The following is a 13,217-nucleotide window of genomic DNA, read 5'->3' on the forward strand; positions in this document are numbered from 1 at the left end:
CACTTAATCTGAACGTCTAAAGCAATAAACGAGGAATCAAATGGCTCGTACAACACCCATCGCACGCTACCGTAACATCGGTATCAGTGCGCACATCGACGCCGGTAAAACCACGACTACCGAACGTATTCTGTTCTACACCGGTGTAAACCACAAAATCGGTGAAGTTCACGACGGCGCCGCTACCATGGACTGGATGGAGCAGGAGCAGGAACGTGGTATCACCATCACTTCCGCTGCAACTACTGCATTCTGGTCTGGTATGGCCAAACAGTATGAACCGCATCGCGTAAACATCATCGACACCCCGGGGCACGTTGACTTCACCATCGAAGTAGAACGTTCCATGCGTGTTCTTGATGGCGCGGTAATGGTTTACTGCGCAGTTGGTGGTGTTCAGCCGCAGTCTGAAACCGTATGGCGTCAGGCAAACAAATATAAAGTTCCGCGTATCGCGTTCGTTAACAAAATGGACCGTATGGGCGCGAACTTCCTGAAAGTTGTTGGTCAGATCAAAACCCGTCTGGGCGCGAACCCTGTTCCGCTGCAGCTGGCGATTGGTGCTGAAGAAGGTTTCACCGGTGTTGTTGACCTGGTGAAAATGAAAGCCATCAACTGGAACGATGCAGACCAGGGCGTTACCTTCGTTTACGAAGATATCCCGGCTGACATGCAGGACCTGGCTGACGAATGGCACCAGAACCTGATCGAGTCCGCAGCTGAAGCGTCTGAAGAGCTGATGGAAAAATACCTGGGCGGCGAAGAGCTGACCGAGGAAGAGATCAAGAAAGCGCTGCGTCAGCGTGTTCTGAACAACGAAATCATCCTGGTAACCTGTGGTTCTGCATTTAAGAACAAAGGTGTTCAGGCGATGCTGGATGCGGTAATTGATTACCTGCCTGCACCGACTGACGTACCGGCAATCAACGGTATTCTGGACGACGGTAAAGATACCCCGGCTGAACGTCACGCAAGTGATGACGAGCCGTTCTCTGCGCTGGCATTCAAAATCGCTACCGACCCGTTCGTAGGTAACCTGACGTTCTTCCGCGTGTACTCTGGCGTGGTTAACTCTGGTGATACCGTACTGAACTCCGTGAAAGCGGCTCGTGAACGTTTTGGTCGTATCGTGCAGATGCACGCGAACAAACGTGAAGAGATCAAAGAAGTTCGCGCGGGCGATATCGCTGCAGCTATCGGTCTGAAAGACGTGACCACCGGTGACACCCTGTGTAACCCGGATCACCCGATCATTCTGGAGCGTATGGAATTCCCGGAACCGGTAATCTCCATCGCAGTAGAACCGAAAACCAAAGCTGACCAGGAAAAAATGGGTCTGGCTCTGGGCCGTCTGGCTAAAGAAGACCCGTCTTTCCGTGTATGGACTGACGAAGAATCTAACCAGACCATCATCGCTGGTATGGGTGAACTGCACCTCGATATCATCGTTGACCGTATGAAACGTGAATTCAACGTTGAAGCTAACGTAGGTAAACCTCAGGTTGCTTACCGTGAAGCGATTCGCCAGAAAGTTACCGATGTTGAAGGTAAACACGCGAAACAGTCTGGTGGTCGTGGTCAGTATGGTCATGTTGTTATCGACATGTACCCGCTGGAGCCGGGCTCAAATCCGAAAGGTTACGAGTTCATCAACGACATTAAAGGTGGTGTAATTCCTGGCGAATACATCCCGGCCGTTGATAAAGGCATCCAGGAGCAGCTGAAATCTGGTCCGCTGGCTGGTTACCCGGTAGTTGACATGGGCGTGCGTCTGCACTTCGGTTCTTACCATGACGTTGACTCCTCTGAACTGGCGTTTAAACTGGCTGCGTCTATTGCCTTTAAAGAAGGCTTTAAGAAAGCAAAACCAGTTCTGCTTGAGCCGATCATGAAGGTTGAAGTAGAGACTCCGGAAGAGAACACTGGTGACGTTATTGGTGACTTGAGCCGTCGTCGCGGTATGCTGCGCGGTCAGGAATCCGAAGTGACTGGCGTTAAGATCCACGCTGAAGTACCGCTGTCTGAAATGTTCGGATACGCAACTCAGCTGCGTTCTCTGACCAAAGGTCGCGCATCGTACACTATGGAATTCCTGAAGTATGATGATGCCCCGAACAACGTTGCTCAGGCCGTAATCGAAGCCCGTGGTAAATAAGCCGCAGGGTTAAAACCAAAGTCCCGTGCTCTCTCCATAAGGGGGGAGCACTATAGTAAGGAATATAGCCGTGTCTAAAGAAAAATTTGAACGTACAAAACCGCACGTTAACGTCGGCACCATCGGCCACGTTGACCACGGTAAAACTACTCTGACTGCTGCAATCACTACCGTTCTGTCCAAAACTTACGGTGGCCAGGCTCGTGCATTCGACCAGATCGATAACGCGCCGGAAGAAAAAGCACGTGGTATCACCATCAACACCTCTCACGTTGAGTACGATACTGCGATCCGTCACTACGCACACGTAGACTGCCCAGGCCACGCCGACTATGTTAAAAACATGATCACCGGTGCTGCGCAGATGGACGGCGCGATCCTGGTTGTTGCTGCGACTGACGGCCCGATGCCGCAGACTCGTGAGCACATCCTGCTGGGTCGTCAGGTAGGCGTTCCGTACATCATCGTGTTCCTGAACAAATGCGACATGGTTGATGACGAAGAGCTGCTGGAACTGGTTGAAATGGAAGTTCGTGAACTTCTGTCTCAGTACGATTTCCCGGGCGACGACACTCCGATCGTTCGTGGTTCTGCTCTGAAAGCGCTGGAAGGCGAAGCTGAGTGGGAGGCGAAAATCATCGAACTGGCTGGCCACCTGGATACCTATATCCCGGAACCAGAGCGTGCGATTGACAAGCCGTTCCTGCTGCCGATCGAAGACGTATTCTCCATCTCCGGTCGTGGTACCGTTGTTACCGGTCGTGTAGAGCGCGGTATCATCAAAGTTGGTGAAGAAGTTGAAATCGTTGGTATCAAAGATACTGCGAAATCTACCTGTACCGGCGTTGAAATGTTCCGCAAACTGCTGGACGAAGGCCGTGCTGGTGAGAACGTTGGTGTTCTGCTGCGTGGTATCAAACGTGAAGAAATCGAACGTGGTCAGGTACTGGCTAAGCCGGGCACCATCAAGCCGCACACCAAGTTCGAATCCGAAGTGTACATTCTGTCCAAAGACGAAGGCGGCCGTCATACTCCGTTCTTCAAAGGCTACCGTCCGCAGTTCTACTTCCGTACAACTGACGTGACTGGCACCATCGAACTGCCGGAAGGCGTAGAGATGGTAATGCCGGGCGACAACATCAAAATGGTTGTTACCCTGATCCACCCGATCGCGATGGACGACGGTCTGCGTTTCGCAATCCGTGAAGGCGGCCGTACTGTAGGCGCGGGCGTTGTAGCAAAAGTTCTGGGCTAATTACTCGTTAATTAGTTTTGAATTGAAAAGGGCGCTAAGGCGCCCTTTTTGCTGCCTGCCTTCTTGCTGTCTGCCATCATATTTGTTCGCATTTTTTCTCATGATCCCACCATACAAAGATCCCTGTGCTATTGTAATCATAACTATTCTCATTTACACTTTGCGCATAAATTGAACGGGAGTGATTATGTACGTTTGTTTGTGTAATGGTGTAAGTGATAAAAAAATTCGCCAGGCTGTACGCCAGTTCCATCCTCAATCATTCCAGCAATTGCGCAAGTTTATTCCTGTGGGAAATCAGTGTGGTAAGTGCGTACGCGCTGCTCGCGAAATCATGCAGGATGAGTTGCTGCAGATCCCGGAATATAAAGAAACCGCCTGAGTCTTCTGCTTTTTTTTGACTTCCCTGTAGCCCGATCTACGCTTCAATGAGTGGAAGCGGAGGGACTATAATGAAAGGTGATGTCAAAGTTATAAATTATCTCAATAAGTTATTGGGAAACGAGCTTGTCGCAATCAACCAGTATTTTCTCCATGCGAGAATGTTCAAGAACTGGGGTCTGATGCGCCTTAATGATGTTGAATATCATGAATCCATCGATGAAATGAAACACGCCGATAAATACATCGAGCGTATTTTGTTTCTTGAAGGCATTCCAAATCTGCAAGATCTGGGCAAACTCGGTATCGGTGAAGACGTTGAAGAGATGCTACAGTCCGATTTACGACTGGAGCTGGAAGGCGCCAGAGATTTGCGTGAAGCCATTGCCTATGCTGACAGCGTGCATGATTATGTCAGCCGGGACATGATGATTGAAATCCTGGCCGATGAAGAAGGCCACATTGACTGGCTGGAAACCGAGCTGGACCTTATCGGTAAGATTGGTTTGCAGAACTATCTCCAGTCGCAAATCAAGGTTCAAGATTAACCATCGTCCTAAAGATGCTTTGGTAAGCCATGAACAAACCCGCGCCCGCCAGGAATGGACCAAAAGGCAGCGGGTTTTTTATTATCTGCATGCTTCTGCGTCTTATGGACATAAGGCAAGCGGCGCCGGACGCAAGTGATGCGGCAACAAAGACAAGCATGGGTAAGGCTTCCCAGCCATGCCAGGCACCCAGGGCCGCCAGAAATTTCACATCACCATAGCCGAGTCCTTCCTTATTACGTAGGAAGCGATACCCCCAATAAAGTGCCGCGAATCCGACATAACCCGCAATAGCCCCTAATACCTTTTCCTGTAACAGCATGGGATTGAACCAGCCACAATAAAACAGCCCACTCCAGAGAAGAGGGCAGGTGAAGCGATCGGGTAGAAGGCTCTGCCGGACGTCATACCAAACCAGTAATGTATTAAGTACAAGATAAATACATATAAAGAGAATTGTAACTGCCATATAACCTCCGCATGCTCGCTGATGATTGAGCATCAGCGACAGAGATAAACGGCAAAAGAGGGGCAAGCGCGCTCTTGCGTACAAGCTCCAGAAAAGATAACTGCCTTGCATAGCGCGGCAAGCGATGTGCGACGCTTCACGCACAGGCGTTTAATTTATAAACGCCCCTTGCGTAAATGCGAGATTTACGTATAATGCGCGGGCTTGTCGTAATTGACGGCTGGTTCGATATGAACCCTGATAGCGCATTTGGCTATCAAACAATGCTCCCAATCGGGGGGCTATGTAAGAACGGTTACACTCTCCCATCAATCGTAATGGGTATGAGGAGTAATCATTTCGTCTATAAAATAATTGGAGCTCTGGTCTCATGCAGAACCAAAGAATCCGTATCCGCCTGAAAGCGTTTGATCATCGTCTGATCGATCAATCAACCGCGGAAATCGTCGAGACTGCTAAGCGCACTGGTGCGCAAGTCCGTGGTCCGATCCCGCTGCCGACCCGCAAAGAGCGCTTCACCGTTCTGATCTCCCCGCACGTCAACAAAGACGCGCGCGATCAGTACGAAATCCGCACTCACAAGCGTCTGGTTGACATCGTTGAGCCAACCGAGAAAACCGTTGATGCTCTGATGCGTCTGGACCTGGCTGCCGGTGTAGACGTGCAGATCAGCCTGGGTTAATCAGGTCATCGAGCGATTGAGAGGTTGAAACAATGATTGGTTTAGTCGGTAAAAAAGTGGGTATGACCCGCATCTTCACTGAAGATGGCGTATCTATCCCAGTAACCGTAATCGAAGTTGAAGCAAACCGCGTTACTCAGGTTAAAGATCTGGCTAACGATGGCTACCGCGCTGTTCAGGTTACCACTGGTGCTAAAAAAGCTAACCGTGTAACCAAGCCGGAAGCGGGTCACTTCGCTAAAGCTGGCGTAGAAGCTGGCCGTGGTCTGTGGGAATTCCGTCTTGCTGACGGCGAAGAGTTCACCGTAGGTCAGAGCATTAGCGTTGAGCTGTTTGCCGAAGTTAAAAAAGTTGACGTAACTGGCACCTCTAAAGGTAAAGGTTTCGCAGGTACCGTTAAGCGCTGGAACTTCCGTACCCAGGACGCTACCCACGGTAACTCCTTGTCTCACCGCGTTCCGGGTTCTATCGGTCAGAACCAGACTCCGGGCAAAGTGTTCAAAGGCAAGAAAATGGCAGGTCAGCTGGGTAACGAACGTGTCACTGTTCAGAGCCTGGACGTAGTACGTGTTGACGCTGAGCGCAACCTGCTGCTGGTTAAAGGTGCGGTCCCGGGTGCAACCGGTAGCGACCTGATCGTTAAACCAGCTGTGAAGGCGTGAGGAGATAGCAATGGAATTAGTATTGAAAGACGCGCAGAGCGCGCTGACTGTTTCCGAAACTACCTTCGGTCGTGATTTTAACGAAGCGCTGGTACACCAGGTTGTTGTTGCTTATGCAGCTGGTGCACGTCAGGGTTCTCGTGCTCAGAAGACTCGTGCTGAAGTAACTGGTTCCGGTAAAAAACCGTGGCGCCAGAAAGGTACCGGCCGTGCGCGTTCTGGTTCTATCAAGAGCCCGATCTGGCGTTCTGGTGGCGTAACTTTCGCTGCGCGTCCGCAGGACCACAGTCAAAAAGTTAACAAAAAGATGTACCGCGGCGCGCTGAAAAGCATTCTGTCCGAACTGGTACGTCAGGATCGTCTGATCGTTGTCGAATCTTTCTCTGTAGAAGCGCCTAAAACTAAGCTGCTGGCACAGAAACTGAAAGACATGGCTCTGGAAGATGTGCTGATCATCACCGGTGAGCTGGACGAAAACCTGTTCCTGGCTGCGCGCAACCTGCACAAGGTTGACGTACGCGATGCAACTGGTATCGACCCGGTTAGCCTGATCGCCTTCGACAAAGTCGTAATGACTGCTGATGCTGTTAAGCAAGTTGAGGAGATGCTGGCATGATTCGTGAAGAACGTCTGCTGAAGGTGCTGCGCGCACCGCACGTTTCTGAAAAAGCGTCTACTGCGATGGAAAAAACTAACACCATCGTTCTCAAAGTTGCTAAAGACGCGACCAAAGCAGAAATCAAAGCTGCTGTGCAGAAACTGTTTGAAGTCGAAGTCGAAGTCGTTAACACCCTGGTTGTTAAAGGGAAAGTTAAACGTCACGGACAGCGTATCGGTCGTCGTAGCGACTGGAAAAAAGCTTACGTCACCCTGAAAGAAGGCCAGAATCTGGACTTCGTTGGCGGCGCTGAGTAAGTCGGAGGAGTAATACAATGGCAGTTGTTAAATGTAAACCGACATCTCCGGGTCGTCGCCACGTAGTTAAAGTGGTTAACCCTGAGCTGCACAAGGGCAAACCTTTTGCTCCGCTGCTGGAAAAAAACAGCAAATCCGGTGGTCGTAACAACAATGGCCGTATCACCACTCGTCACATCGGTGGTGGCCACAAGCAGGCTTATCGTCTGGTTGACTTCAAACGCAACAAAGACGGTATCCCGGCAGTTGTTGAGCGTCTTGAGTACGATCCGAACCGTTCCGCGAACATCGCGCTGGTTCTGTACAAAGATGGCGAACGCCGTTACATCCTGGCCCCTAAAGGCCTGAAAGCTGGCGACCAGATTCAGTCTGGCGTTGATGCTGCAATCAAAGCAGGCAATACCCTGCCGATGCGCAATATCCCGGTTGGTTCTACCGTTCATAACGTAGAAATGAAACCAGGTAAAGGCGGTCAGCTGGCACGTTCCGCTGGTACTTACGTTCAGATCGTTGCTCGTGATGGTGCTTATGTCACCCTGCGTCTGCGTTCTGGTGAAATGCGTAAAGTCGAAGCAGACTGCCGCGCTACTCTGGGCGAAGTTGGCAATGCTGAGCATATGCTGCGCGTTCTGGGTAAAGCAGGTGCTGCACGCTGGCGTGGTGTTCGTCCTACCGTTCGCGGTACTGCGATGAACCCAGTCGACCACCCACATGGTGGTGGTGAAGGTCGTAACTTTGGTAAGCACCCGGTAACTCCGTGGGGCGTTCAGACCAAAGGTAAGAAGACCCGCAGCAACAAGCGTACTGATAAATTTATCGTACGTCGCCGTAGCAAATAATATTAGAGGATAAGCCATGCCACGTTCTCTCAAGAAAGGTCCTTTTATTGACCTGCACTTGCTGAAGAAGGTAGAGAAAGCGGTGGAAAGCGGAGACAAGAAGCCCCTGCGCACTTGGTCCCGTCGTTCAACGATCTTTCCTAACATGATCGGTTTGACCATCGCTGTCCATAATGGTCGTCAGCACGTTCCGGTATTTGTTTCCGACGAAATGGTCGGTCACAAACTGGGTGAATTCGCACCGACTCGTACTTATCGCGGCCACGCTGCTGATAAAAAAGCGAAGAAGAAATAAGGTAGGAGGAAGAGATGGAAACTTTAGCTCAACATCGCCATGCTCGTTCTTCTGCTCAGAAGGTACGCCTTGTTGCTGACCTGATTCGCGGTAAGAAAGTGTCGCAGGCCCTGGATATTCTGACCTACACCAATAAGAAAGCGGCTGTACTGGTCAAGAAAGTTCTGGAATCTGCCATTGCTAACGCTGAACACAACGATGGCGCTGACATTGACGATCTGAAAGTTGCGAAAATTTTCGTAGACGAAGGCCCGAGCATGAAGCGCATTATGCCGCGTGCAAAAGGTCGTGCAGATCGCATCCTGAAGCGCACCAGCCACATTACTGTGGTTGTGTCCGATCGCTGAGACTCTGGAGACTAGCAATGGGTCAGAAAGTACATCCTAATGGTATTCGCCTGGGTATTGTCAAACCTTGGAACTCTACCTGGTTCGCGAACACCAAAGAATTCGCTGACAACCTGGACAGCGATTTTAAAGTACGCCAGTACCTGACTAAGGAACTGGCTAAAGCGTCCGTATCTCGTATCGTTATCGAGCGTCCGGCTAAGAGCATCCGTGTGACCATTCACACCGCTCGCCCGGGTATCGTTATCGGTAAGAAAGGCGAAGACGTAGAAAAACTGCGCAAGGTCGTAGCGGATATCGCTGGCGTTCCTGCTCAGATCAATATCGCCGAAGTTCGTAAACCTGAACTGGACGCAAAACTGGTTGCTGACAGCATCACTTCTCAGCTGGAACGTCGTGTAATGTTCCGTCGTGCTATGAAGCGTGCTGTACAGAACGCAATGCGTCTGGGCGCTAAAGGTATCAAAGTTGAAGTTAGCGGCCGTCTGGGCGGCGCGGAAATCGCACGTACTGAATGGTACCGCGAAGGTCGTGTTCCGCTGCACACTCTGCGTGCTGACATTGACTACAACACCTCTGAAGCGCACACCACTTATGGTGTAATCGGCGTTAAAGTGTGGATCTTCAAAGGTGAGATCCTTGGTGGTATGGCTGCTGTTGAACAACCGGAAAAACCGGCTGCTCAACCGAAAAAGCAGCAGCGTAAAGGCCGTAAATAAGGAGCGTCGCTGATGTTACAACCAAAGCGTACAAAATTCCGTAAGGTGCACAAAGGCCGCAACCGTGGTCTGGCGCAGGGCACGGATGTGAGCTTCGGCACTTACGGTCTGAAAGCTGTTGGCCGTGGTCGTCTGACCGCTCGTCAGATTGAAGCAGCACGTCGTGCCATGACACGTGCAGTTAAGCGTCAGGGTAAGATCTGGATCCGTGTATTCCCGGACAAACCGATCACCGAGAAGCCGCTGGAAGTTCGTATGGGTAAAGGTAAAGGTAACGTGGAGTATTGGGTTGCCTTGATTCAGCCGGGTAAAGTCCTGTATGAAATGGACGGCGTTCCGGAAGAGCTGGCCCGTGAAGCCTTCGAGCTGGCAGCAGCAAAACTGCCGATTAAAACCACCTTTGTAACTAAGACGGTGATGTAATGAAAGCAAATGAGCTGCGTGAAAAAAGCGTTGAAGAGCTGAACGCTGAGCTGCTGAACCTGCTGCGTGAGCAGTTCAACCTGCGTATGCAGGCTGCAAGTGGCCAGCTGCAACAGACTCACCTGCTGAAGCAGGTTCGTCGTGATGTTGCACGCGTTAAGACTTTACTGACTCAGAAGGCGGGTGCGTAATGACCGATAAAATCCGTACTCTGCAAGGTCGCGTAGTTAGCGACAAAATGGAGAAATCCATTGTTGTTGCTATCGAACGTTTTGTGAAACACCCGATCTACGGTAAATTCATCAAGCGTACGACCAAACTGCACGTACATGACGAGAACAACGAATGCGGTATCGGCGACGTGGTTGAAATCCGCGAATGCCGTCCGCTGTCCAAGACTAAGTCCTGGACGCTGGTTCGCGTTGTAGAGAAAGCGGTTCTGTAATACAGTACGCATTCTCAATAATAAACGGTCCAGCGATGGGCCGTTTATTTTTTCTACCCATATCTAAGAAGCGGTGTTATAATGCCGCGCCCCCGATATGGGGCTTTTTTAACGACCCGTTTTTAGGGTCTCAGTAGTAGTTGACATTAGCGGAGCACTAAAATGATCCAAGAACAGACTATGCTGACCGTCGCCGACAACTCCGGTGCACGTCGCGTAATGTGTATCAAGGTTCTGGGTGGCTCGCACCGTCGCTACGCAGGCGTAGGCGACATCATCAAGATCACCATCAAAGAAGCAATTCCGCGTGGTAAGGTCAAAAAAGGTGATGTGCTGAAGGCGGTAGTGGTGCGCACCAAGAAGGGTGTTCGTCGCCCGGACGGTTCTGTCATTCGCTTCGATGGTAATGCATGCGTTATTTTAAACAATAACAGCGAGCAGCCTATCGGTACGCGTATTTTTGGGCCGGTAACTCGTGAACTTCGCAACGAGAAGTTCATGAAAATTATCTCTCTGGCACCAGAAGTACTCTAAGGAGCGAATCATGGCAGCGAAAATCCGTCGTGATGACGAAGTTATCGTGTTAACCGGTAAAGATAAAGGTAAACGCGGTAAAGTTAAGAATGTCCTGTCTTCCGGCAAGGTCATTGTTGAAGGTATCAACCTGGTTAAGAAACATCAGAAGCCGGTTCCGGCCCTGAACCAACCAGGCGGCATTGTTGAGAAAGAAGCAGCTATTCAGATCTCTAACATTGCACTCTTCAATGCGGCAACCGGCAAGGCTGACCGTGTAGGCTTTAGATTCGAAGACGGCAAAAAAGTCCGTTTCTTCAAGTCTAACAGCGAAACTATCAAGTAATTTGGAGTAGTACGATGGCGAAACTGCATGATTACTACAAAGACGAAGTAGTTAACAAACTCATGACTGAGTTTAACTACAATTCTGTCATGCAAGTCCCTCGGGTCGAGAAGATCACCCTGAACATGGGTGTTGGTGAAGCGATCGCTGACAAGAAACTGCTGGATAACGCAGCAGCTGACCTGGCAGCAATCTCCGGTCAAAAACCGTTGATCACCAAAGCACGCAAATCTGTTGCAGGCTTCAAAATCCGTCAGGGCTATCCGATCGGCTGTAAAGTAACTCTGCGTGGCGAACGCATGTGGGAGTTCTTTGAGCGCCTGATCACTATTGCTGTACCGCGTATCCGTGACTTCCGTGGCTTGTCCGCTAAGTCTTTCGACGGTCGTGGTAACTACAGCATGGGTGTCCGTGAGCAGATCATCTTCCCAGAAATCGACTACGATAAAGTCGACCGCGTGCGTGGTTTGGATATTACCATTACCACTACTGCGAAATCTGATGAAGAAGGCCGTGCTCTGCTGGCTGCCTTTGACTTCCCGTTCCGCAAGTAAGGTAGGGTTACTTAATGGCTAAGCAATCAATGAAAGCACGCGAAGTAAAGCGCGTAGCTTTAGCTGATAAATTCTTCGCTAAACGCGCTGAACTGAAAGCTATCATCTCTGATGTGAACGCAACCGACGAAGATCGTTGGAATGCCGTTCTCAAGCTGCAGACTCTGCCGCGTGATTCCAGCCCGTCTCGTCAGCGTAATCGCTGCCGTCAAACTGGTCGTCCGCACGCTTTCCTGCGGAAGTTCGGGTTGAGCCGTATTAAGGTCCGTGAAGCCGCTATGCGCGGTGAAATCCCGGGTCTGAAAAAGGCTAGCTGGTAATTGTCACCAATTGAATCACGGGAGTAAAGACAGATGAGCATGCAAGATCCGATCGCGGATATGCTGACCCGTATCCGTAACGGTCAGGCCGCGAACAAAGCTGCGGTCACCATGCCTTCCTCCAAGCTGAAAGTGGCAATTGCCAATGTGCTGAAGGAAGAAGGTTTTATTGAAGATTTCAAAATCGAAGGCGACACCAAGCCTGAACTGGAAGTAGCTCTTAAATACTTCCAGGGCAAAGCTGTTGTAGAAAGCATTCAGCGTGTCAGCCGCCCAGGTCTGCGCATCTATAAGAAAAAAGATGAGCTGCCGAAAGTTATGGGTGGTCTGGGTATTGCAGTTGTTTCTACCTCTAAAGGTGTTATGACTGATCGTGCAGCGCGCCAGGCTGGTCTTGGTGGCGAAATTATCTGCTACGTAGCCTAATCGGAGGAAAAAATGTCTCGTGTTGCTAAAGCACCGGTCGTTATTCCTGCCGGCGTTGATGTAAAACTCAACGGTCAGGTTATCACGATCAAAGGTAAAAACGGCGAGCTGACTCGTACTCTCAACGATGCTGTTGAAGTGAAACATGCAGATAACGCTCTGACTTTCGGTCCGCGTGATGGTTACGCAGACGGTTGGGCTCAGGCTGGTACCGCGCGTGCCCTGCTGAACTCAATGGTTATCGGTGTTACCGAAGGCTTCACTAAGAAGCTGCAGCTGGTTGGTGTAGGTTACCGTGCAGCGGTTAAAGGGAATGCAGTAAACCTGGCTTTAGGTTTCTCTCATCCTGTTGACCATCAACTGCCGGCTGGCATCACTGCAGAGTGCCCGACTCAAACTGAAATCGTGCTGAAAGGCGCTGATAAACAGTTGATCGGTCAGGTTGCAGCTGATCTGCGCGCCTACCGTCGTCCTGAGCCTTACAAAGGCAAGGGTGTTCGTTACGCCGACGAAGTCGTGCGTACCAAAGAGGCTAAGAAGAAGTAAGGTAACACTATGGATAAGAAATCTGCTCGTATCCGTCGTGCGACCCGCGCACGCCGCAAGCTCAAAGAGCTGGGCGCAACTCGCCTGGTGGTACATCGTACCCCGCGTCATATTTACGCACAGGTAATTGCACCGAACGGTTCTGAAGTTCTGGTAGCTGCTTCTACTGTAGAAAAAGCTATCTCTGAACAACTGAAGTACACCGGTAACAAAGACGCGGCTGCAGCTGTGGGTAAAGCTGTCGCTGAACGCGCTCTGGAAAAAGGCATCAAAGATGTGTCCTTTGACCGTTCCGGGTTCCAATATCATGGTCGTGTCCAGGCACTGGCAGATGCTGCCCGTGAAGCTGGCCTTCAGTTCTAAGGTAGAGGTGTAAG

The 13,217-nt window shown here is 50.6% G+C and carries 23 protein-coding genes; 22 read left to right on the forward strand and 1 reads right to left on the reverse strand.

The annotated features are described in order from the left end of the window. Window positions 1-40: 40 nt before the first annotated feature. From fusA to bfr, 4 genes are all read left to right on the forward strand, one after another. The gene (gene fusA, locus MRY16398_RS02290; RefSeq protein WP_041851438.1) at window positions 41-2,155 is read left to right on the forward strand and encodes an elongation factor G; all 2,115 of its coding nucleotides are present in this window, start codon (window positions 41-43) and stop codon (window positions 2,153-2,155) included. A gap of 70 nt (window positions 2,156-2,225) precedes the next feature. Next, window positions 2,226-3,410: an elongation factor Tu gene (gene tuf, locus MRY16398_RS02295; RefSeq protein WP_047372876.1), complete on the forward strand. Its 1,185-nt coding sequence runs from the start codon at window positions 2,226-2,228 to the stop codon at window positions 3,408-3,410. A gap of 187 nt (window positions 3,411-3,597) precedes the next feature. Next, complete coding sequence (gene bfd / locus MRY16398_RS02300) at window positions 3,598-3,792, forward strand: bacterioferritin-associated ferredoxin (RefSeq protein WP_039076808.1); 195 nt, start codon at window positions 3,598-3,600, stop codon at window positions 3,790-3,792. 70 nt (window positions 3,793-3,862) lie between these two features. Next, window positions 3,863-4,339: a bacterioferritin gene (gene bfr, locus MRY16398_RS02305; RefSeq protein WP_039076809.1), complete on the forward strand. Its 477-nt coding sequence runs from the start codon at window positions 3,863-3,865 to the stop codon at window positions 4,337-4,339. Here bfr and MRY16398_RS02310 read toward each other — a convergent pair. Continuing rightward, on the reverse strand, window positions 4,323-4,808 hold the full coding sequence (locus tag MRY16398_RS02310) for a prepilin peptidase (RefSeq protein ID WP_125123795.1): 486 nt from the start codon (window positions 4,806-4,808) through the stop codon (window positions 4,323-4,325). The genes bfr and MRY16398_RS02310 overlap by 17 nt on opposite strands. Window positions 4,809-5,178: 370 nt before the next feature. Here MRY16398_RS02310 and rpsJ point away from each other — a divergent pair, with 370 nt between their 5' ends. From rpsJ to rplR, 18 genes are all read left to right on the forward strand, one after another. After that, window positions 5,179-5,490: a 30S ribosomal protein S10 gene (gene rpsJ, locus MRY16398_RS02315; protein WP_001181005.1), complete on the forward strand. Its 312-nt coding sequence runs from the start codon at window positions 5,179-5,181 to the stop codon at window positions 5,488-5,490. 32 nt (window positions 5,491-5,522) lie between these two features. Continuing rightward, a complete protein-coding gene (gene rplC, locus MRY16398_RS02320) occupies window positions 5,523-6,152 on the forward strand; it encodes a 50S ribosomal protein L3 (protein WP_039076811.1) in 630 nt (209 codons plus the stop codon). 10 nt (window positions 6,153-6,162) lie between these two features. Further along, window positions 6,163-6,768, forward strand: coding sequence for a 50S ribosomal protein L4 (gene rplD / locus MRY16398_RS02325; protein WP_039076812.1), 606 nt, complete (start codon window positions 6,163-6,165; stop codon window positions 6,766-6,768). Continuing rightward, window positions 6,765-7,067 carry a 50S ribosomal protein L23 gene (rplW, locus tag MRY16398_RS02330; RefSeq protein WP_000617546.1) on the forward strand — a complete coding sequence of 101 codons (303 nt, stop codon included), beginning with the start codon at window positions 6,765-6,767 and terminating at the stop codon, window positions 7,065-7,067. The genes rplD and rplW overlap by 4 nt, the downstream gene beginning before the upstream one ends. 17 nt (window positions 7,068-7,084) lie before the next feature. Continuing rightward, entirely contained in the window at window positions 7,085-7,906 is an 822-nt protein-coding gene (gene rplB / locus MRY16398_RS02335; RefSeq protein WP_039076813.1) for a 50S ribosomal protein L2, read from the forward strand. 16 nt (window positions 7,907-7,922) lie between these two features. Next, complete coding sequence (gene rpsS / locus MRY16398_RS02340; protein WP_001138115.1) at window positions 7,923-8,201, forward strand: 30S ribosomal protein S19; 279 nt, start codon at window positions 7,923-7,925, stop codon at window positions 8,199-8,201. A 14-nt stretch (window positions 8,202-8,215) separates the two neighbouring features. Beyond that, complete coding sequence (gene rplV / locus MRY16398_RS02345) at window positions 8,216-8,548, forward strand: 50S ribosomal protein L22 (RefSeq protein WP_002919773.1); 333 nt, start codon at window positions 8,216-8,218, stop codon at window positions 8,546-8,548. A gap of 17 nt (window positions 8,549-8,565) precedes the next feature. Then, window positions 8,566-9,267 carry a 30S ribosomal protein S3 gene (rpsC, locus tag MRY16398_RS02350; RefSeq protein WP_000529945.1) on the forward strand — a complete coding sequence of 234 codons (702 nt, stop codon included), beginning with the start codon at window positions 8,566-8,568 and terminating at the stop codon, window positions 9,265-9,267. A 12-nt stretch (window positions 9,268-9,279) separates the two neighbouring features. Continuing rightward, window positions 9,280-9,690, forward strand: coding sequence for a 50S ribosomal protein L16 (rplP, locus tag MRY16398_RS02355; protein WP_007369814.1), 411 nt, complete (start codon window positions 9,280-9,282; stop codon window positions 9,688-9,690). After that, window positions 9,690-9,881, forward strand: coding sequence for a 50S ribosomal protein L29 (rpmC, locus tag MRY16398_RS02360; RefSeq protein WP_032614707.1), 192 nt, complete (start codon window positions 9,690-9,692; stop codon window positions 9,879-9,881). The genes rplP and rpmC overlap by 1 nt, the downstream gene beginning before the upstream one ends. Further along, the gene (gene rpsQ, locus MRY16398_RS02365) at window positions 9,881-10,135 is read left to right on the forward strand and encodes a 30S ribosomal protein S17 (RefSeq protein WP_000130100.1); all 255 of its coding nucleotides are present in this window, start codon (window positions 9,881-9,883) and stop codon (window positions 10,133-10,135) included. The genes rpmC and rpsQ overlap by 1 nt, the downstream gene beginning before the upstream one ends. A gap of 162 nt (window positions 10,136-10,297) precedes the next feature. Beyond that, window positions 10,298-10,669, forward strand: coding sequence for a 50S ribosomal protein L14 (gene rplN, locus MRY16398_RS02370; RefSeq protein WP_008457164.1), 372 nt, complete (start codon window positions 10,298-10,300; stop codon window positions 10,667-10,669). A 10-nt stretch (window positions 10,670-10,679) separates the two neighbouring features. Beyond that, on the forward strand, window positions 10,680-10,994 hold the full coding sequence (gene rplX, locus MRY16398_RS02375) for a 50S ribosomal protein L24 (RefSeq protein WP_035894981.1): 315 nt from the start codon (window positions 10,680-10,682) through the stop codon (window positions 10,992-10,994). A 14-nt stretch (window positions 10,995-11,008) separates the two neighbouring features. Continuing rightward, the gene (gene rplE / locus MRY16398_RS02380; protein ID WP_007702494.1) at window positions 11,009-11,548 is read left to right on the forward strand and encodes a 50S ribosomal protein L5; all 540 of its coding nucleotides are present in this window, start codon (window positions 11,009-11,011) and stop codon (window positions 11,546-11,548) included. A 14-nt stretch (window positions 11,549-11,562) separates the two neighbouring features. Next, window positions 11,563-11,868 (forward strand): 30S ribosomal protein S14, encoded by a 306-nt coding sequence (gene rpsN, locus MRY16398_RS02385; protein WP_039076814.1) that lies wholly within the window; start codon window positions 11,563-11,565, stop codon window positions 11,866-11,868. Window positions 11,869-11,901: 33 nt separating this feature from the next. After that, entirely contained in the window at window positions 11,902-12,294 is a 393-nt protein-coding gene (rpsH, locus tag MRY16398_RS02390; RefSeq protein WP_039076815.1) for a 30S ribosomal protein S8, read from the forward strand. A 12-nt stretch (window positions 12,295-12,306) separates the two neighbouring features. After that, window positions 12,307-12,840: a 50S ribosomal protein L6 gene (gene rplF, locus MRY16398_RS02395; protein ID WP_039076816.1), complete on the forward strand. Its 534-nt coding sequence runs from the start codon at window positions 12,307-12,309 to the stop codon at window positions 12,838-12,840. Window positions 12,841-12,849: 9 nt separating this feature from the next. Then, window positions 12,850-13,203 (forward strand): 50S ribosomal protein L18, encoded by a 354-nt coding sequence (gene rplR, locus MRY16398_RS02400; protein ID WP_039076817.1) that lies wholly within the window; start codon window positions 12,850-12,852, stop codon window positions 13,201-13,203. Window positions 13,204-13,217 lie beyond the last annotated feature (14 nt).

It is taken from the genome of Phytobacter sp. MRY16-398 (assembly GCF_003925915.1).
GTDB lineage: Bacteria > Pseudomonadota > Gammaproteobacteria > Enterobacterales > Enterobacteriaceae > Phytobacter > Phytobacter diazotrophicus.